The sequence below is a fragment of the Stenotrophomonas sp. CCNWLW57 genome, from assembly GCF_037203925.1.
In the GTDB taxonomy this organism is placed as follows: domain Bacteria; phylum Pseudomonadota; class Gammaproteobacteria; order Xanthomonadales; family Xanthomonadaceae; genus Stenotrophomonas; species Stenotrophomonas rhizophila_A.
Window position 1 is genome coordinate 133,793 of record NZ_JBBCBJ010000001.1, and the last position, 18,143, is coordinate 151,935.

At 58.0% G+C, this 18,143-nt stretch carries 21 protein-coding genes; 1 reads left to right on the top strand and 20 read right to left on the bottom strand.

The features are described 5' to 3' along the window. Positions 1–90 precede the first annotated feature (90 nt). The 20 genes from V9K91_RS00560 to V9K91_RS00655 form a co-directional block, all read right to left on the bottom strand. Positions 91–573, bottom strand: a complete 483-nt coding sequence (locus V9K91_RS00560) for a hypothetical protein (RefSeq protein WP_217538600.1) — start codon at positions 571–573, stop codon at positions 91–93. 210 nt (positions 574–783) lie between these two features. Next, positions 784–1,146, bottom strand: a complete 363-nt coding sequence (locus tag V9K91_RS00565) for a hypothetical protein (protein WP_217538601.1) — start codon at positions 1,144–1,146, stop codon at positions 784–786. A 645-nt stretch (positions 1,147–1,791) separates the two neighbouring features. After that, a complete protein-coding gene (locus tag V9K91_RS00570; protein ID WP_157771757.1) occupies positions 1,792–2,064 on the bottom strand; it encodes a hypothetical protein in 273 nt (90 codons plus the stop codon). A gap of 967 nt (positions 2,065–3,031) precedes the next feature. Continuing rightward, positions 3,032–3,328, bottom strand: a complete 297-nt coding sequence (locus V9K91_RS00575) for a hypothetical protein (RefSeq protein ID WP_249832997.1) — start codon at positions 3,326–3,328, stop codon at positions 3,032–3,034. Further along, entirely contained in the window at positions 3,328–3,546 is a 219-nt protein-coding gene (locus V9K91_RS00580; protein WP_157771759.1) for a hypothetical protein, read from the bottom strand. Before V9K91_RS00580 ends, V9K91_RS00575 begins: the two co-directional genes overlap by 1 nt. Before the next feature lie 378 nt (positions 3,547–3,924). Further along, complete coding sequence (locus V9K91_RS00585) at positions 3,925–4,281, bottom strand: hypothetical protein (RefSeq protein WP_336442526.1); 357 nt, start codon at positions 4,279–4,281, stop codon at positions 3,925–3,927. A 111-nt stretch (positions 4,282–4,392) separates the two neighbouring features. Further along, entirely contained in the window at positions 4,393–4,542 is a 150-nt protein-coding gene (locus V9K91_RS00590; protein ID WP_217538604.1) for a hypothetical protein, read from the bottom strand. Continuing rightward, a complete protein-coding gene (locus V9K91_RS00595; RefSeq protein WP_249832999.1) occupies positions 4,535–5,017 on the bottom strand; it encodes a hypothetical protein in 483 nt (160 codons plus the stop codon). Before V9K91_RS00595 ends, V9K91_RS00590 begins: the two co-directional genes overlap by 8 nt. A gap of 32 nt (positions 5,018–5,049) precedes the next feature. Further along, entirely contained in the window at positions 5,050–5,199 is a 150-nt protein-coding gene (locus V9K91_RS00600; protein ID WP_210130934.1) for a hypothetical protein, read from the bottom strand. A gap of 386 nt (positions 5,200–5,585) precedes the next feature. Next, entirely contained in the window at positions 5,586–5,960 is a 375-nt protein-coding gene (locus V9K91_RS00605) for a DUF6869 domain-containing protein (RefSeq protein WP_210130935.1), read from the bottom strand. A gap of 116 nt (positions 5,961–6,076) precedes the next feature. After that, positions 6,077–6,286 (bottom strand): hypothetical protein, encoded by a 210-nt coding sequence (locus V9K91_RS00610; protein ID WP_210130936.1) that lies wholly within the window; start codon positions 6,284–6,286, stop codon positions 6,077–6,079. A 135-nt stretch (positions 6,287–6,421) separates the two neighbouring features. Beyond that, positions 6,422–7,123, bottom strand: a complete 702-nt coding sequence (locus tag V9K91_RS00615) for a hypothetical protein (RefSeq protein WP_210130937.1) — start codon at positions 7,121–7,123, stop codon at positions 6,422–6,424. A 93-nt stretch (positions 7,124–7,216) separates the two neighbouring features. Continuing rightward, complete coding sequence (locus V9K91_RS00620; protein WP_336442527.1) at positions 7,217–7,879, bottom strand: hypothetical protein; 663 nt, start codon at positions 7,877–7,879, stop codon at positions 7,217–7,219. 137 nt (positions 7,880–8,016) lie between these two features. Then, positions 8,017–8,397, bottom strand: a complete 381-nt coding sequence (locus tag V9K91_RS00625) for a hypothetical protein (RefSeq protein WP_336442528.1) — start codon at positions 8,395–8,397, stop codon at positions 8,017–8,019. 329 nt (positions 8,398–8,726) lie between these two features. Next, positions 8,727–9,257 (bottom strand): hypothetical protein, encoded by a 531-nt coding sequence (locus V9K91_RS00630; protein WP_336442529.1) that lies wholly within the window; start codon positions 9,255–9,257, stop codon positions 8,727–8,729. Positions 9,258–9,855: 598 nt separating this feature from the next. Next, positions 9,856–10,020, bottom strand: coding sequence for a hypothetical protein (locus tag V9K91_RS00635; protein ID WP_210130939.1), 165 nt, complete (start codon positions 10,018–10,020; stop codon positions 9,856–9,858). Between the two features lie 562 nt (positions 10,021–10,582). Further along, entirely contained in the window at positions 10,583–13,624 is a 3,042-nt protein-coding gene (locus V9K91_RS00640; protein ID WP_336442530.1) for a spermine synthase, read from the bottom strand. 206 nt (positions 13,625–13,830) lie between these two features. After that, complete coding sequence (gene pilB, locus V9K91_RS00645) at positions 13,831–15,558, bottom strand: type IV-A pilus assembly ATPase PilB (RefSeq protein ID WP_210130941.1); 1,728 nt, start codon at positions 15,556–15,558, stop codon at positions 13,831–13,833. Between the two features lie 53 nt (positions 15,559–15,611). Beyond that, positions 15,612–16,019 carry a pilin gene (locus tag V9K91_RS00650; protein WP_336442531.1) on the bottom strand — a complete coding sequence of 136 codons (408 nt, stop codon included), beginning with the start codon at positions 16,017–16,019 and terminating at the stop codon, positions 15,612–15,614. Between the two features lie 104 nt (positions 16,020–16,123). Further along, positions 16,124–16,522 (bottom strand): pilin, encoded by a 399-nt coding sequence (locus V9K91_RS00655; protein WP_210130943.1) that lies wholly within the window; start codon positions 16,520–16,522, stop codon positions 16,124–16,126. A gap of 356 nt (positions 16,523–16,878) precedes the next feature. Here V9K91_RS00655 and V9K91_RS00660 point away from each other — a divergent pair, with 356 nt between their 5' ends. Then, a complete protein-coding gene (locus V9K91_RS00660) occupies positions 16,879–18,138 on the top strand; it encodes a type II secretion system F family protein (protein ID WP_210130944.1) in 1,260 nt (419 codons plus the stop codon). The last annotated feature ends 5 nt before the right edge of the window (positions 18,139–18,143 follow it).

Genomic DNA, 18,143 nt, shown 5'->3' on the forward strand with positions numbered 1-18,143 from the left:
CGTGTCCACGTGACGCCAGCCCCCCGCTGTCGCCAACACCCCAACAAAACCGCACCGCCGTCGCACTGCCGCTCCCACCCGGGCCCCTATCTATAACCTGGCACTTCCGCCCTCGGCTCGAACAAACTCCTGGGCAGCCTCATTCCCAGCAGCAGCGGCAGCCTGAACCAGGCTCATCCCTTTCAAGATATCGGCGGGAACGCCGACCCCATGTACCAACGAGAGTCCGTACTCATACTGAGCGGGTGGGTAGCCTTGACGAGCTGCGGCCGCAAAATTCTCTGCAGCCGACTCCTTGTCCAATGGCGCCATGTCACCAAACAAGTGATACATGCCTTGCATGAATAGTGCAGGCGCGTATCCCGATTCCGCCGCCACTCTTACAGAATCGACATGACGTGCGTGGAACTCCTCTTCACCCTCGCCCGGCTGACTCGACATGGCCGATAGGTAAAGCGCCTCAGCAAGACCTGACTCCACAAGAGGCGCGAGCAGGACCCTCACGCCATCCCAGTCATCCGCGCTGACGAGGCGGTCGTACTCGGTCGTTACTGCAGTTGGAAGATTAGCCATGCGGGATTATCTCATCACTCCGTGGGAACCTGCAGCGACATAGGACGTGACAGGTTGAACTCGCGCCGAGCTTCTGCTTTGAGTACTCATCTACCATCCGCTTCGGCTGGATCTCCGGCTGCAGCCCCCCCTCTGCAAACACCAATAGTAGCAAGGCCATTTCGGCACTCGGGAACCCGGGCATGAGCCCCAACCATCGCAGCACCCTCTTCATCCAGCCAGCTCGATCTCTCTGGCGACGAGAAATCGGCTTGCGGCGTCCCTGACCTGCTCCCAAGACGGATGAAAGAGTTCACTTGCATCATTCCCTGCAAACGCGGCTTCCGACAGGGCCGCCGCAGCTCCCACCAGACGTGCAATTCTCTGTTTCAGCGTCTCCGACACTCCACTCCAGTGCAGCAGTGACTCTCCAACCAAAAGCTCCTGCCTGAGCTCCCATGCGGCAGCGAAATGACCGTTGGACTGCTGCAATGCTAGGTCGGGGCCAGCCGCAGCGATTCTGGCCGAGTCTGCGAAGTAGAAGAGGCAACTCTTCATTGAATCCTCAAGATCCTCCTCAGATACGCCTTCCATCGTCATTCTCCTGTTCTCACTCGGAGTGGACCGAGCAAGCATTTCCAGACCTCTCGGCTTACGCATCATCAAGGCCGAGACGGGCGTGAAGGATTCTCCAGCTTGCTTAATAAGCTCAGCTAGGAGGATGGTAATCGGGCGCTTCCACCATTGCCATCCCAAGCCAGCGTCGCACTTTCCGATAATCAATTGCTTTGACCGACATCATTGGCAAGGACTGTCAACGCTCACTACATGACCGCGCCCTACCGCTCGGCGACTACGGAGCTGCGACCTGGAAGATTCCGCTAGAGCCCTTTAATTAAACCCTCAAGCCTCCCTGATTTATCGAAACTGTAAAACCTTTCATCTCCGATGAAGTTCACGCACCGCCCATCGTGAGCAACCATCCGCCTGGCCTTGACCGTGGCGCCCGCCCTCGTCTTGTAGACGGAAAAGTCACAGCCAGAGTCGGCCTGGCTACAAAATTCCGCTGCTTCAACCTTTGCAATGCTCACAAGGTGCAATTCGGAATCGGTTGCCGCCTTTGGGTACACCCCGCCTCCACAGTCTATTTGGGGCTTTGAACAGGCAGCGCTGGCCATCGCGATACACGCGCCAAACATCAAACACCAACACTTACTCCGTTCCATAGGTTCCATCACTTCAACGCGGGTGGTGGTCAGCGTCAATGCTGGCAAGAAACACTATTTCATCATCTGGCTCGGCGTAATGGACCATACCGATCTCGGAGGCTTCGACTAGAACCCCGCTCGACAAGGATGTACCGCCGACCACTTCGACTTTGCTTAGCCAGCTTTCATAACCGCTCAAACAGTTCCAGTGGTCGAAATCGCAAACCACAACGCCTTTTACACCGCCCTCAACAAGTACGGAGTCTCCAGCCCGAATGCTCCTCGCTTCGTTGACGTACCTCATAAAGCCACTCCAAGGTCAATTAGCAACCGGCTCAATAGGCACCTACTCTGGACTAAAGCCTTCCGGCTTCGACACCCATTAATGCACCAAGCCCATCTCCGACGATTTCACCAAGGCGCCTTGTGCAAGGTGACCCCAATGCTCCTTTAGGTAATCAGGGTCTCCAGTTATCAATTACCGTGACAACCGACCCGGTCATGCCCCCCCCCCCCGCCCAGATCCACCCGATCGTGGATCAGCACCTCAGTTCAGTCTTCGTACTTCACTGCCCTGCTCCTCGGGAGCCTGATGATCACGCCCTCTCACGCTGAAGGCAAGGTCACCGCTTCTTCCAGAGAACGGCCTTGCCGCCAAGCTCAAGGTCGGCGCAAGCGTAAGCATCGAAGCAGCCCTGGGCCAACTGATCGTGACCTTGATCGATTACATCGAAGAAGCGCGGCGATGCACCTCCACGGCCTTGGAGAAGCCCGTCGCCAAGCTGGGCCGCACCACCCCCCGGCGTGTCCCAGACTTCGAATTAGCACCTACGCCCGAGGGAAGCATACGACTTCCAGAGCACGGCGGAACGGCCACACCACTACACCGCTCGCGCCCACACCTATGGGTGGACGGACACTGTCGGCGGCGGCACCGCATCCAGCTTAGCGATACACGGCCACTGGCTGGAAAGCGCAGGCTTCAGATCGGCGTAAGCGTAGGTATCGAGGCGACTGTCGGCTAACTGGTCATCACGCGGGTGGAGTTTCCCGAGGGAGCGCGGCAGCCCCACTCCACTGCCCGAATGCTTCCTGGCCGGTGACCACGATGTGGATCTGAATCTAGCCCAGCGCCCGGGCCCGTTCTGCGGTATCTCGCAGACAATGTGGCTGGAGCTGCAGCGGAGACATCAGGAAGTGAGGTAGCGACGGGCTCTTGATGCCTACATTTCCCCTTTTTAGTCGACGACCATACGTGCTTGCGCCACCCTTTAGTACACGTAGACGTGGAACCCAGTCTCCTTATCCAACCTTTCACCGAGACGCTCCGCCAGCTCTGGCCCTTCAACGACGTAATCCTCCAGCGCTATAGAACCAGAAGCCTCTTCTTCACCAGCATCCCTCACACCTTCAATGCGAAGAGACAGCGCCGAGCCGGTCTCACTACTCCCGATGAGCTGAAACATCTGTCCGACATACGGGAGCGAATCAAGCTCAACAAACCCCGTCACGTTTCCGTATGGCTCCGTCGGTGAGGAGTACAGCGACATATCGACATGGAATCTCATCAACGCCCCCAAGGATCCGGAACAATCAGACCAATCGCCATTTCTTCTTCAAGGATCATGCCGCAACCCGCCATCTCTCCAAGCACAATCATGTCAGCAATATTAGCGGGCAGCCCCTTGAGGTCGGCAGCGTGTCCCAGCCATGTGGTGATACTTCCCGTACTACCATGGTCTCCTTTGGAAAAGGCATGATCATACAAGCTGCGGTCATGCAGCATCTGACCCTGTTGTCCGCGCGTCCGCAACCTAGTAGACGTCGACAAAGAACTTGTGTACTTGTTCCAAACAGCGTGCAAGCAACTCGGCTTCGGCGAATCCGTCGGCGACATGGTCCTCCAACATCAAAGTTCTGGGCTGATCTGGATCAGCCTCCAGTACCGCGTCCACTCTCAGCGCCAATTGAACCCCATCCTCTCCCTCTCCAAACATCTGGACTAGCTCCCCCAACACGGGGGCGGAGGGCACTTCAAGATACCCCGTAACGCAGCCATACGGTTGAGTGGGAGAGTAGAACAGGGAAAAATCAAATCTGAATTTCATCATCTGCCCCAAGGATCTCATGCCCCATTACCGACCGCGCCAAAGACCGGACGCGGCTAAAAACCGTTGATGACATCGACCAGCTTCCCAACCTCATCAAAGGCATAGTATCTCTCACCGCCAATGCGGGTGATGCATCTACCTTCATAAGGGAAGCTCGGGGACGCTTGAACAGTCCAGCCAGATTTCGTCCTATAGACCGAGAAATCGCACCTCGCACCCTCCACTTGGGTGCAGACTTTTTCGGACTCAGCCCGCGCAATAGCTATAAGCTGCAGCTCGAAATCCGTTGCATTCTTCGGCTTGACAACTGTTCCGCACGCGATCTCAGGCTTCGAGCAGCCAACTACGAGCACGCCAGCTGAAATAGAAATCGCGATTAACCATGAAGTGATTCGTTGCCTGATCGACATCTGGACATCCTGGTTGGAGCCGAAGTAATCGGATACGCGATGATCTCTGGATTTCGAGATCCAACAAGCTTGTTACCACCTTCCAGCCTGTGACCTTGTCCGCGCCAGAGATCAGCTCACGCGATCGGTGTATTTCAGGACTTCACCGAATGTTTCCTCGCTGGCGACCAGAACGTAGATCTGCATCTGGATCTGGCACAGCGTCTGCGGCAGTTCTGCCGAACCTCGCAAGGCTTGTAGCTCGACCTGCAACTCAAACACGGCTAAATCCGCTGACCCCGCCCAGCCGCCCATACAAAGCCCTATCCAGCGATGCAGGATCGAAGTCATCTGCCTCCATCCTCAGGCAAAGGTCATAAGGAGAGCCCGGGCTGAAGAATGACCTTACAGATAGACTCGCCTCAATCTGCGAGGCATCAACCCAATCCCCAATGTGGGCGGCCAAACCGAGCAGGTCGCTCAAAGCACCTGCAATCCAATGATCATCGATTACGGCGGAGCTCCATGTACCAATCTCCAGGTAGTCGTACGGCCCTAGATTGCGGTGGCAGGAAACCCAGTCATTCTCTTGATGAGAGGCGTAGTCACGCAGCTCAGTCACGAGCGAGCGAAGTCCGGCTTTGGATCCAACAATGTTCCATTGCTTCGCCTCATCATCCCGCTCGTAGTGGTATCCAAGCTTCCTCCATTCCGCCTTGAACCAATCGTCTGAGAACATCTTCACTGGACCAATCACCCTCTATTCCTGAGCATGGACACGGAACGTTGTCATGAGAAGCGGGAAAGCAGATACATGTTCAGGATGGCCAGGCCGGCGGCAGACAATCCACATGCGAATTTCCTGGAGGGCGCCACCCATGCCGCTGCGCATCCGGCCGCGCCCACCGCAACCGTGAACGCGAACACCAACAGTGCCATCTCGACATCAGGAAGCCATGCCGCATACCAAGTTGGCATGCTCACTACTGGGCTGGGTAGCGATAGATCCGAGGTCCACTCCGTTCCTAAATCACCGTCCGGACAGAAGCGCAGCAAAAGCATCGCCCAACACTCTGATCGCATTCCTACTGTAGACCCAAACCCTGCGGGATTGAGACGATGAATCGTGCGCGATTCGAGGCAAATCCAGAGAGGGCAAGACTACCTCTGCAGCACCAAGCAGTTTCCACACCAACGCGATGCACCAAGCCAAACACTACACCTCCACGTTGCCCGCGGAAGCGCATTGCCGCTGAAAAGTCGCTGACCTCTGCTCAACGCATAACCTTTTCCATCGCAAGTTCAACAGAACTGAATTCGCGCGCTCACCGTCTCTTGGTTAGAGACGTCAGCCCTTGTGCGACTTCCGGCGACAGTGCATCGCGCCACACATGGGTCAAGACACCCAAAAAGGCCTTCTTCTCGGACATGTACGACTCAATAGCGTTCAATGCAAATTGGCCATGCAAGCCCAACAGCGTTTCCACGGGACCAGCCCCCAGATTTTCCAGCACCCACGGATCGGAGCTCAATTCAAATATCTCGACAACCGATCCCCATGCCTGTTCTGGATCCTCAATACACATCATATTGAGCTGAATGGCAGACCATTGGGAATCGCTTTGTAGAGCGGAGCCATCGGTGGCGCGCTGCAAGGCAACCCAAGCACTTGCCAAAGCATGGCGGTCCAAAAATTCCATCAAAAACTACCTCGGTGCACGCTGAGTCGGGAGTGGCTTCGTTGCCCACTCCCAAGCGTCGGAAGGATAACCTTTGCAGTTCATCGCGTCTGCCACCTCAAGGTACCCGCGAAGATTCACCTGCCAAGATCGGAACTGTTGCTGGTGCCCCGCCCATGACGTCTTTCCGGGATGCAGTTCGTATCCGAGGTCCACTCCGTTCCCAGATCACCGTCCGGACAGAAGCGCAGCAACAGTCCGCGCAGCGACGCCAGCAACATGAACAAAGCCACGAAACTGACAAGGGCGGCGGGTACTACTGCCATCCATCGCAACGCGTTGGTCATGGTAATTCCTTCGAGCGCGAGGAAGGGCCGTGCCACAGACGACAGGAAGCCTTTGATTCATTTAGCGACGAACAACAAACTACGACCATGGGCGTACCAAACAACAGCATCACGGCAAGACTTCCCGGGCTGTCATCACTGAACAATCGAGACGCGCGTCGCGACTACTTCAATGAAGCCATCGCTGACGTACATCCTGATCATGTTCTGCTTGCGGTGAACTATGCAGCTTCGAACATTGCCAAACCGGTGTTCGCCCGCCAGCGAGGCGACATCCAGCTTGGCCAGGCAAGACGTCACACCACTGAATGCGATCGTCACGGGCTGGGGGTCTGAGGTGATGCCTCCCTTGCGCATGAGCAGGTTCATGGAGCAAATACCGGCAGCAGGCGAGAAATGGATCGATTCCAGATATGAGAAATCGAACTCTACGTCCTCAATCTTCTTGAACCCGCCGCGGCCAGCCCGAACGCGCGACGTTTCGGCTGCATCCATTGGCCGAGGCAGTGCAGCCAACCGCACATCACGACCGGCCGCCTCTACGAGCCCTCCCGCCAGGTAGAGCCGAAGACTTCCGCGTGAGGTGTCAACGCGGCCATCCTGGATGTTCCCGGAAGAGGCGTTGTCAGCCAACTCCTCAAAACCAAATCGCCCGAAGAAGTCCTCTGTGCCCGTACAGGCGAGCAAGCACGCTGACCTCGCCCTACCCACCTTGTAGTCACCAAGGCTTAAATCGATCTCGCATGTTCGCTCAACGATTGATAGGGAGACTGAATTGATGACGCCATCATGGAACTCGACATCATTAAACATCTCCTGACCCGTCACGTCACTCACACCAGCCTCCCGCAGTAACAAACCAGAAATCCCTATATGAGCAATCCAGATACTACACGCCATATCCGAAGCCATCGACCGGAGGCGAGTGGTCTACGATTCTCCAGCCAAGCCACCAAGCTCGTCCAGATGGATGGCAAGGGAGCGCGGCTCGACATACATGCAGAGATGCTGAGCAGCACCTGCCCACCATTCAGCCAGCCGCGCCACGTCAGGCTGGCCGTAATGCAGACGACGAGTGGCAACTGCCACTTCCTGCAAGAGCACGCTGGGGGCGTAGGCAGCGCTTGCGAGGTCTTCGAGCCTTCCAGGAAGACCACCAAATTTGCTGTCGAGCTCCACGTCCCATCTGCTTTCAGGCTGGAATGGAATCTCGCCGGCACCGAGCAGTTCCAACATGTTGATCACCACGGCCACCACTCCCTCGCCCAGCGCAGCGCGGGCGTCAGCCCCGAGACCGAGGGCCATCGCACGAATCAAAGCTGCCTTGAGCGCCCATCTCTGGTCACGAGATAGCAGCGAATGACCGGTGATTGAATCCACCAGCCTACGGAGATCCCGCGATGCCTTTTCATCCAAGCACGCCTTCAGCTCCTTCATGAACTGATCAAAGGTCGCCGCCTTTCTGGTGGGCGACAGATCCACCAAGTAGTAGTCAGTGGATCCCGAAAGAATGTCCGAGGCAGCACGTCTGGCGACGTCCTTCGTCAGCGCTAATGAAGCCTGCCCGCCCCTCCATTGACCCAAGGAGAACATCCAGGTTGAGAACCAGTCGGTTGAGAGCAGGAAGATGACGTCATCTGTTTCATCAGAGATCTGGAGCAGTTTAGTATCCTCGTGACTTGCCAGGAAGCGCCCCCGTAGGTCGCCACCCTACGACCACCTCCGCCACATCAATGAATCGTAAAGGGGGCCGAGATTGAGCGGCAAGTGAAGTCCTCGTTATAGAACAGAATTGCGAACTCACCCTCCGGCAGTGAAGGTTGATCTGAAAACAACCATTTCTTCATATAGAGCGTCGTAGAGCCTGCGGGCTCAAGCTCCAGCGCACCCGCTGGCGCCCTCGAATGCCCGAGATCGGGATCATCCTCCCGCCATTCCGAGGTCGCCGAATCTCGTCGAAGCACACGTACGTAGTAATCATCAACCAAGGAGCGGCCAGGGTCTCCAAGAGGGATATCGCTGGAACGCGCACCTGAGCTACGTATCGTGAACTCTCCTCGAGCCTGCAACGAGCCCCGATCCTTGACGCCGACGAAGTCGATGTCCAGCAAAGGGCACGCTGCGTTACGACGAAGTTCAGCGGCACAACCTTGGACTAACAGCACAGCCAACAGCAGGACACTCCCGCTCAGCCTCATGGCACACCCCTCGAATGTCGACCACTGTCATCCCACCTGCGCTTAGACGCAGAAAAAGCGTCGTACGCTCCGGCTTCCACTATTGACTGAAGCCTGCCTCTATTTGCGTCTGAGCACCCCCTTTCAGTGGAGTACACCACTCCCTTCAACTCCTGCTCAAGCGCTGCCGCGCGCCCTTTGGAAGAAGCTCCCGACGTCGGACGCTTGCATGGACGGTATGTAGTCACTTCATAGACGCTGGCCTATTGACTAGGTGGAAGTAGCTTCGCGAGATCCTGCACGCTTATCGCAGTCGACCTCACCTGGCACATTGTGGCAATCGAAATCAGCTCCACCATCACCATGGCTTCCGGAATGTCATTCTCCTGAAGGACGCGCTCGATCCCAATATGCAAGTCGACGGTGGCACCTGGATTGACGACCAGAGCTCCTCCCCATGGAGGTAACGAGCCCGCTTCAAGGATAGGCACCCATCCCCGCATATTTAATTCGCGGGTGTAGTTCGAGTTGCGGGTGTAGATTTGGTACGCGCCCCAATGCAGGAGGGGCACGCAAGAGGCGGAATTCGGCTCCCATAGCGGGAAGTACACAGTCACATCGCCGAGGTTCCGAAGTGTTAAAACGCTTGTACGCAGCTCGGGCGAGCCTTCCGAATGCTTAAATTCGAGCTCCATCGGCGGGCATTGGCAAGACGGAGAAGCGCCCACCCTCCCAATCGGAATCGAGAATGCACAAACGAGGGACACACAGATCACCAGCAGGTATCGGATCATCAAAGATCTCTCCAGTTCAATCAACACCTATCCCCTCAGCCCGCGCAAAAATTGAGAAGTAAGTCACCATTCCGTCAGGTCATGCTTTCGACTTGAATCCCACCGCTTAATTGAACCCATCATCGCTGGATAAAAGCCGGTACGCACAAAAGACTCCATAGCGTCTCTATTGTTCGATTCACACTCGGCTTGGCTCCGATACGCCTGAAGACTCAAAAATCGCTCATAGGACTCTGCGTTAGCTTTCTCACCAGCACTCCAGGCGTTGATGTCACCTACATGCTCCAGCTCGTAGCCGCAGTCAACAAGACTGCCGTCTGGACAGGTCATCGAGTGGAGCCGACCCGACGGCGCCTAGGTGTAGCGCAGCATCAGCGACTGCCCTTCCACCACTTGGATGCGGCGAACCAAGTCACCGAGCGCGCTGTAGCAGTAGTTAGTACGACCAGTGGAATCAAGCATGCTGGAGATGCGGCCCCGGCTCGGCATCTTCAATTCCGACGCACCTCGCTGCCGTCGCGACCGCTTATGTCTCCAACTCCGATCAGCGCAAGTACCATCTTCACTGGCAGATCAACGGCTCTAGCAGAGCTAGGCGTTAGAGCCCCCTCACCAGTCCGACGGTGGCCATCACCACAATCATGATGCCGAAGAGCAACCATGATCCCACGTGAATAATCGCGAAGCGCGCCGGCCATCCGCCCAGCTTTGACTCCTTTAGCACTGCATAACATGCAGCCACGGCGTCCTGCACGTCGGACATCTCTCGACTTACCGGTGGTTCTGACGCCGGTCCGATTAACTTTATTCAGGCGCCAAAGCGGTCCATAGACTCCGGTACTCGCCCGCATATCGGCCTCGGCTTGGGCCAAGGAGGGATAGCATCGAGCCTCGTAGCAGAACTCCGACGGTAACGGAGATTGCTGTGCGAACGCTTGCGGGATGAAGGGCGCGGCGAAGAGCAGCGCGAAAAGAACCGAGAGCTGTGGACTCATATCAACTTCCTTGTCCTGTACCGGTACAACATCCAACGCGGACACACACGTCAACGTCGCATCTACGTTCAGCGAAGTGTTGCGGAAAAGCGATCTTCGAACCAAGGTGGCCTTCTCGATTCTGCTTGAGGACTCCCCGCAAAAAGGTCGAGAACATCAGACGGGCATCAGGCAACTGTTCCAGAGGTGAGGACTAGCCTCTCTGAACTTCTACATCTGGTCGACGTTTCTCATTCCAACTCCCTTGCAAACCGCTGCCTGGTCCATCTGAATCGCGGAGGGATAAAAGCCTCTCTGACTCGCTGTCCAGGCAGCGCGGACGCGTGAGAACTAGCGCTCTACCTTGGCCTCCGACTGCATCGCCAGCAAGGTCAGCAGTCGAAGCGACGCATCCCCCTGCGAACGGCGATTCAACCTTGTCCAGTAGTAGTGGGACAACTCCTTGGCCGCCGCCCCGTTTCCTGTCGACAACGCTGCATACTGCATGGCGCCAAATATGTATCGGCCAGACACCTGGTCGGCCAGCAGGGCCTCACCATGCTCGCCTTGGAACAGCTCGACGCCAAGCTTGAGCACCTCGTCATGGCGATCACCCGTCACAGCCGACATCAAAGCCAGTGCGCCGTTGACCGTGGGGTCGCCCGTGGTGCAGTTGATCCATTCCGGCTTACCCCACATCCGCTGCAGACGCACCGGGTCCAGATTTGCAGCCGTCTCGCCGCCGATGGCAAAGAGCATCGTGGTATCCCGCTCAGGCCGAGCGCCCAGCTTGCAGGCCGACGCCAAACCACGCAATGCGTCCACCTGCAGACCGTTGAAGACCGAAGGCGGCTCGCCCTTCTCCGGGTCTGGCTCGACCAGTGCGGCAAAGATTTCGTTTGCCTCCACGCTCTTCCTCACCGACTCAAGCGGAAGACGGGCCACATTCTTCTCAAGCAATGCCGTCCGGGGCGCGGGCCCGCCAAGATACTTCACGATCGGCCAAGGTGCATTTCCCAGATCGTTGAAATCGGTAGCCTGTGCGTTCTGGAAACGCGCCTTGGGTGCCTCCAGCTTCAGGACCGGGAACATGTCCGAGTTGACTTTGTGGGGATACAAACCGAGATAGGCCTCAAGCCCCTTCCGGTTCATCACCATTGTGTCCTGAAGATCGCGCGCGTTGTCCACGCCGATCCGGGCAAGGTCATGGGCAAGCAATGCTTGCTTGAACACACCCTCACCCAGTTCAGGCACCTTGCCATGTGGCGACGCGACAAGAATGAGGTCGGTGTCGTTGGCCAGGTAGGCTCTGGCATCGTTGAAATTGAGCAGCAAGGCCGAGAGGACCGAGTTCACCAGCTCCGGGGTGATCTCGTACAACTGCACCCATTGCACGAACAGACCATCGCGGTTGAGCTGTCGCGGAACATATTGATAGAACTCCGTGCTGAACAGCGATGCAGTACCGCCCATCCATGGATTGGAGGGTTCGGAGATGATCAGGTCGTACTTCTGCGGCACGGAGGCGAAGTACGCTTTTGCATCATCAATGACGATGTGCGAACGCGGGTCGTTGAATGCACGTTCGACACGATTACCCAGATGGCGCGCGCCTTCTACCATTGCCGGCTCGATCTCAACGGTATCTACCGACCCAATCTTCCCATGCCCCAGAAGGCCATGCGTGGTCATCCCTGATCCGAATCCGATTACCCCCACCCGATCAAAATGATCGCGCATGGACAAGGGCAATGCGGCGGCAAGCAGCATCGTCGTTTCGTCAGGATTGACCACGTCGACGTTGTTATAGCCAAGGCCCGCGTCCACCTTGCCATTCGTCGAAATCATGCGGGTTTCCCGCCCCTTTTCGCCGAACTCGAACACCGCCACGGTAGCCGTCTTTCCATCCTTGACGAAAATGGGCCTGGCCGTGTTCCCCAGCGACGCCGCACCCGTCCGGTAGACCGACGAATTCAGCACCGCAGGATCAAAGCTCACCAGCAGTACGGAAGCCACCACAGCCGCCGCGGACACCGCAGCCGCCGGCAGCAGTGCAGGAAGCTTGCGCCCGGTGACAGCGGGGGCATGGCGCGCCAACAGCGCCAGACCCAGACCCATGTCGACCACGGCCGCGATGAGCAGGGCGTACTTGAGGCCGAACATCGGCATCAACAGGTGCACCGCAGCGAGCACACCCACGATCGCACCGACCGTGTTGAAGGCGTATGCCTGCCCGATCGCCTTTTCACCGTGACCTTGGCGCAGCAAGGCCAACGTCAGCAGGGGCAAAGTCATACCGGCGAAGAACGCCGCCGGGAACATCACCAGCAATGCGATCCCAGCACTGGCAACGTTATACAGGCCGTAGCCTTCGGCGCTGCGCACGATGACCTTCATCAACCAGCCAACCCACTCGAATGCGTTTGCATAGACGAACATGGAAGCGAGTGCCGCAATTCCCATCAGCACCTGAATCCAGCCGGCGGTGGCCAACGGCGAGACCAGCCTGTCTGCGCGGTTCTTGAGCCACAGTCCACCCAGGGCAATGCCCAGAATGAACGAGGCAAGCATGAGCTCGAAGGAGTGAACGGTAGTACCCAGAGCCAGCGACAGCATCCGGATCCAGGTGATCTCATAGATGAATGACGCGGCTCCTGTCAGGCCTGCTGCCAATAGGATGAGAATGGGCGAGGACAGCGCCCTGCCCTTCGCCGCCTCAGTGGGCACCTGTACCGATACCGGCTCGACTGCGGGCACCGGAGCTTCCCGCTTGCTCAACGGGTACACCATGATGGCCACGATGATGTTGATCAGGCCGGCGGAGAACACTGTGCCGGGCATTCCGATCGCCGGCAGCATTACGTAGGTAGACGCGAGCGCACCGATTGCCGCGCCCAGGCTGTTGGAAAAGTACAAGCCGGCCAGAACCCGGCCTTCCCCGTGCTCCTGGAGGCGAATGTAGCCCGCGCTCATCAGCGGGAAGGTGGCACCCAGCAGAATACACTGCGGCAGCACCATGGCTGCAGCCAACAGCCAACGAACGCTCTGAAGCTGACTGGCGGGAAGCATCGGCAGCAACTGATCGTAGGCCCAACCGGTCAAGCCCTGGTATATGCCGTCGAAGAACAGACCGAGCAGGCCGATCAGTATCTCGATCAGCGCGTACGCCAACAGTGGGCGCTGGACCTTGCTGCTCCAACGACTCACAAGCCAGGCACCGATCGCCATTCCACCCATGAACAGGATCAGCACAAGCGACTGTGCGTATGACGAATGGCCGAGGAACAAGCCGAGGTACTGCGTCCAGATGGACTGATAGATCAGCCCAGAGAACCCGGACAGCACGAAGATCCACAACAGCAAGGTACCCGCCCTGCTCTTTACCAACGTCATGTCTATACCCCGTTGCGTAGCGCCGAGCCCACCTGCGACTCGTATTGATAACTGTAGCCAAGCGCGCCGCCGCGATGGCGGCGCCGGAATGGCAGTCGAAAATTGGGCCCAGCTCCCCGCCGGGCGATGCAGCTATCCGATGGTAGCAGGAGATCGCAACTGAATCATGGCAGCTGCCTGGATGCCGGGGATTCCCCGGCATCCCGTCAATCCTTGGTCACGCGATTGATTTCGGCCAGACTCGTCGTCCCTGCCGCAGCTTTGACCAAGGCGGATTGGCGAAGGTCGTTGATGCCCGCACGCTGCGCAGCTTCGGCAATCTGGATGGCGTTACCGCCAGCCAGCACGATCACCGAAATCTCTTCGCTCATCGGCATGACCTGGTAGATGCCGGTTCGCCCCTTGTAGCCCTCGGTGCATTCTTCGCAACCTACAGCCTCGTAAAGCGTGATGCCGGCATCCAGCTGAGCTTGGGTGAATCCCTCTGCCAGAAGCGCATTGGCAGGCAGATCCACCGGACGCTTGCAGTTGTTGCATAGCCTTCGCGCAAGACGCTGGGCAATAACCAGAGTGACCGAACTGGTGATGTTGAATGGTGCGATACCCATATTCATCAGACGCGCGATGGTCTGCGGCGCATCGTTGGTGTGCAGGGTGGACAGCACCATGTGGCCGGTCTGGGCAGCCTTGATCGCGATCTCTGCAGTCTCAAGGTCGCGGATTTCGCCGACCATGATGATGTCCGGATCCTGGCGCAGGAACGAACGCAGCGCGGCGGCAAAGGTCATTCCTCGCTTGTTGTTCTGCTGCACCTGGTTCACCCCGGGCAGACGGATTTCCACCGGATCTTCTGCCGTGGAGATGTTGCGGGTTTCATCGTTCAGTATGCCCAGCGCCGTGTACAACGAGACCGTCTTGCCCGAGCCGGTTGGGCCGGTGACGAGCACCATGCCATATGGTTTATGAATCGCCTCAAGGAAGAGCTTCTGCTGAACGTCTTCGTAGCCAAGCTTGTCGATACCCAGCTTGGCGGCGCTGCCATCCAGAATACGAAGCACGATCTTCTCGCCAAACAGCGTCGGCAGGGTACTGACGCGGAAGTCGATCTGCTTGGTCTTGGACAGGTTGAGCTTGATGCGCCCGTCCTGCGGCACGCGCTTCTCGGCGATATCCAGCTGCGACATGACCTTCAACCGCGCCGCAATGCGCTGGTTCAGCTTGACCGGGGCCTTGGCGACGTTCTTCAGCAGACCGTCGATCCGGAACCTTACCCGATAGTCGTCTTCATAGGGCTCGAAGTGGATGTCCGAGGCCCCTTTGCGAATGGCATCCACCAACACCTTGTTGACAAATTTCACCACCGGAGTGTCATCGCCCTTGGCATCGACCCCCGAGTCGCTGGCGCCGCCTTCATCATCCCCAGCAGAGACATCCAGATCACCCATGCCCTCGTCATCGCCACCGAGCCCACTGCCCAAGGTGTCGTGCTTGGATTGCCACTGCTCCAGAGTGCGGCGGATCTGGTCCTCATCGACCAGAATGGGTTCGACCACCAGATTGGTGTGGAACTTGATCTCATCCAGCGAATGGGTCGGGTCGCTGGTGCCGATGAACAGCTTGCCACCCCGCTTGAACAGAGGAAGCACGTGGTGCTTGCGCAGCAGGTCCTCACTGACCAGGCTGATCGCGCTCTGCGCAGCGTCGAAGACGCCGACATCAAGCAACGGCATGCCAAACTCGAGCGCATTGGCCGCCGCCAACTGCGCCGCGCTGACAATTTTCTTGTCGGCGAAATACTGGGGCAGCGGCTGCTTCGCCGCAGCCGCCTTGGCCATTGCGTCCCGCGCAACGGCTTCCTCAATCGCTCCATCCTGCACAAGGCGCCGAGCGATGCCGGTGATTCCGACAAGATTGGCGGTGACTACGGCGTTCATTGGCCAGACCCTTCAGTACGAACCTGCATTATGGCCAGCATCTTCGTCAAGCACTAGCACCCGGCCGGGCGGTACTTGGCATCGAACGCCGAACCGTCGCACGTCCATGCCCCCTCGGCGCTTCGATTCAGGATGAGATCCTTCCCGGCCACTTTCGGAGCCCCCGCCAGAGTGCAGCTGATGGTAGCCACGCCACTGCTCTGCGCGCTCGCGTTTACGACGCTGCAGCGCTGGGAGACTTTGATGCCAACGTAATCGGCATTGACCAGACTCGCATCCCGGCTGTCCTGGATGGTGGTCTCGATGGTGGTCTTGGCCGGACGAATCTCTGACAAAGCTGCAGCCAGCTGAGACTTGGCCACATAGTCCTGGTACATGGGCAATGCGATTGCCGCCAGGATCGCGATGATCGCGACAACGATCATCAATTCAATCAAGGTGAATCCCCGCTCCCGACGCATGATACAACTCCCCTATTTCCCCTGTAGTACACGGCTTGGAGCAAAAAGCGTGCCAAAAAAAAGGGCCCCGACATGCGGGGCCCTTTTGAAGCTTTTGCCAGCTATCAGCCGCAACCGCCCGGGATGTACTTCGGTTCGGCAACGGTGGTGCTGCAAGCCCAGGTACCAGCGTCAGCGCGGGTCAGGGTGATGGTCTTGCCGGTGATCTTCGGGCTGCCAGCCAGGGTGCAGGCGATGCTGCCGGTGGCCTTGCCGTCGACGGCAATCGCAGTGCAACGCTTGGAAACCGTCAGGCCGACGTCAGCCGCGTTGGCAATGGTGCGGCCTTCGTTGATGGCCACTTCGAACTGGGTCTTGCCCGGGGTGATTTCAGCCAGACCAGCGGTGACCTGCGACTTGGCGACATAGTCCTGGTACATCGGCAGAGCGATGGCGGCCAGGATGGCGATGATCGCGACAACGATCATCAGTTCGATGAGGGTAAAGCCCTGCTGCTTCTTCATGTGTACATCCCCTAGAGGTGGTTTGAAAAATGAACACTGGGTCGCGCCTGGCCGGTGGACCGGCTGAGCAAGGCTATCGCCCGTGCGGGTGGTTGAAAGCAGGTTGCGTGCCAACTTCTCAGCAATGCTCCCCAGCATTCCCCGGCGCAATGATGGCACCAATCTTCAGGATTGGAACCCCCCTCACGGTAATTTGAGACCTAACCGGCATTGTGACGCGTTGCGTCACCTTCTGACGGCCCCGGTCCTGGACCCCGGTCACGGATTGCCGTCAGGGAGGGATGCCATGATGGCCCGGAACCAGCTACCATTCGGCGCAGAAGCCCGCCTGGGGATGGCGCGGCTGGGGAGCCTGTATGTCTGTGAGCCGTAGTGCTGTCAAGAAAGAGCCCGTGGCGCGTAGCACCATGGAGTTGCAGCCGTTTGTCTGGGAGGGGACCGACAAGCGTGGTGTGAAGATGAAGGGCGAGCAGCCCGCCAAGAATGCGAACATGCTGCGTGCCGAGTTGCGAAGGCAGGGCATCACGCCAAACGTGGTCAAGCCCAAGCCCAAGTCGATCTTCGGCGGCACCGGTAGCGCCATCAGCCCCAAAGATATCGCCTTCTTCAGCCGCCAGATGGCAACCATGATGAAGTCGGGCGTGCCGATCGTGGCATCGCTGGACATCATCGGCAGCGGGCACAAGAACCCCCGCATGCGAAAGATGGTAGGCAGCATCCGCACGGACATCGAGGGTGGCTCGTCTCTTTACGAGGCCATCAGCAAGCACCCGGTGCAGTTCGATGAGCTGTACCGCAATCTGGTGCGGGCCGGCGAAGGCGCCGGTGTGCTGGAAACGGTACTGGACACCGTAGCCAACTATAAAGAGAACATCGAAGCCCTGAAGGGCAAGATCAAGAAGGCGCTGTTCTACCCGATCATGGTTCTGGCCGTCGCGCTACTGGTGAGCGGCATTCTGCTCGTCTGGGTGGTGCCTCAGTTCGAAGATGTGTTCAAGGGCTTTGGAGCAGACCTGCCCGCGTTCACCCAGATGATCGTGAATCTTTCGCGGTTCATGGTGTCTTGGTGGTGGTTGATTCTGATTGTCCTCATTGGCGCGGTTGTGGGCTTCATTGCTGCCTACAAACGGTCGCCGAAGATGCAGCACACCATGGATCGCCTGATTCTGAGGGTGCCGGTCATCGGCCAGTTGATGCACAACAGCGCCATCGCCCGCTTCGCCCGCACCACCGCCGTGACCTTCAAGGCCGGTGTGCCGCTGGTGGAAGCCCTTGGCATCGTGGCCGGTGCCACGGGCAACAAGGTCTACGAGGAGGCAGTCCTGCGCATGCGCGACGACGTGTCGGTCGGTTTCCCGGTCAATATGGCCATGAAGCAGACCAACCTCTTCCCGCACATGGTCATCCAGATGACCGCCATCGGCGAAGAGGCCGGCGCCCTGGATGCCATGCTGTTCAAGGTGGCCGAGTACTTCGAGCAGGAAGTGAACAACGCGGTGGACGCGCTGAGCAGCCTGCTGGAGCCGATTGTCATGGTGGTTATTGGTACTATCGTCGGCGGCATGGTGATCGGCATGTACTTGCCCATCTTCAAGCTCGCCTCCGTAGTCGGATAATCAAT

Excerpts from the sequence above, each read along its gene's own strand:
- V9K91_RS00655 (WP_210130943.1), bottom strand. The coding sequence starts at position 16,522 with ATGAAGAAGCAGCAGGGCTTTACCCTCATCGAACTGATGATCGTTGTC.
- V9K91_RS00575 (WP_249832997.1), bottom strand. The coding sequence starts at position 3,328 with ATGAGATTCCATGTCGATATGTCGCTGTACTCCTCACCGACGGAGCCA.
- V9K91_RS00640 (WP_336442530.1), bottom strand. The coding sequence starts at position 13,624 with ATGACGTTGGTAAAGAGCAGGGCGGGTACCTTGCTGTTGTGGATCTTC.
- V9K91_RS00585 (WP_336442526.1), bottom strand. The coding sequence starts at position 4,281 with ATGTCGATCAGGCAACGAATCACTTCATGGTTAATCGCGATTTCTATT.
- V9K91_RS00580 (WP_157771759.1), bottom strand. The coding sequence starts at position 3,546 with ATGCTGCATGACCGCAGCTTGTATGATCATGCCTTTTCCAAAGGAGAC.
- V9K91_RS00630 (WP_336442529.1), bottom strand. The coding sequence starts at position 9,257 with ATGATCCGATACCTGCTGGTGATCTGTGTGTCCCTCGTTTGTGCATTC.
- V9K91_RS00600 (WP_210130934.1), bottom strand. The coding sequence starts at position 5,199 with ATGGCACTGTTGGTGTTCGCGTTCACGGTTGCGGTGGGCGCGGCCGGA.
- pilB (WP_210130941.1), bottom strand. The coding sequence starts at position 15,558 with ATGAACGCCGTAGTCACCGCCAATCTTGTCGGAATCACCGGCATCGCT.
- V9K91_RS00605 (WP_210130935.1), bottom strand. The coding sequence starts at position 5,960 with ATGGAATTTTTGGACCGCCATGCTTTGGCAAGTGCTTGGGTTGCCTTG.
- V9K91_RS00560 (WP_217538600.1), bottom strand. The coding sequence starts at position 573 with ATGGCTAATCTTCCAACTGCAGTAACGACCGAGTACGACCGCCTCGTC.
- V9K91_RS00635 (WP_210130939.1), bottom strand. The coding sequence starts at position 10,020 with ATGTCCGACGTGCAGGACGCCGTGGCTGCATGTTATGCAGTGCTAAAG.
- V9K91_RS00660 (WP_210130944.1), top strand. The coding sequence starts at position 16,879 with ATGTCTGTGAGCCGTAGTGCTGTCAAGAAAGAGCCCGTGGCGCGTAGC.
- V9K91_RS00565 (WP_217538601.1), bottom strand. The coding sequence starts at position 1,146 with ATGGAAGGCGTATCTGAGGAGGATCTTGAGGATTCAATGAAGAGTTGC.
- V9K91_RS00570 (WP_157771757.1), bottom strand. The coding sequence starts at position 2,064 with ATGAGGTACGTCAACGAAGCGAGGAGCATTCGGGCTGGAGACTCCGTA.
- V9K91_RS00620 (WP_336442527.1), bottom strand. The coding sequence starts at position 7,879 with ATGTTCTCCTTGGGTCAATGGAGGGGCGGGCAGGCTTCATTAGCGCTG.
- V9K91_RS00610 (WP_210130936.1), bottom strand. The coding sequence starts at position 6,286 with ATGACCAACGCGTTGCGATGGATGGCAGTAGTACCCGCCGCCCTTGTC.
- V9K91_RS00650 (WP_336442531.1), bottom strand. The coding sequence starts at position 16,019 with ATGCGTCGGGAGCGGGGATTCACCTTGATTGAATTGATGATCGTTGTC.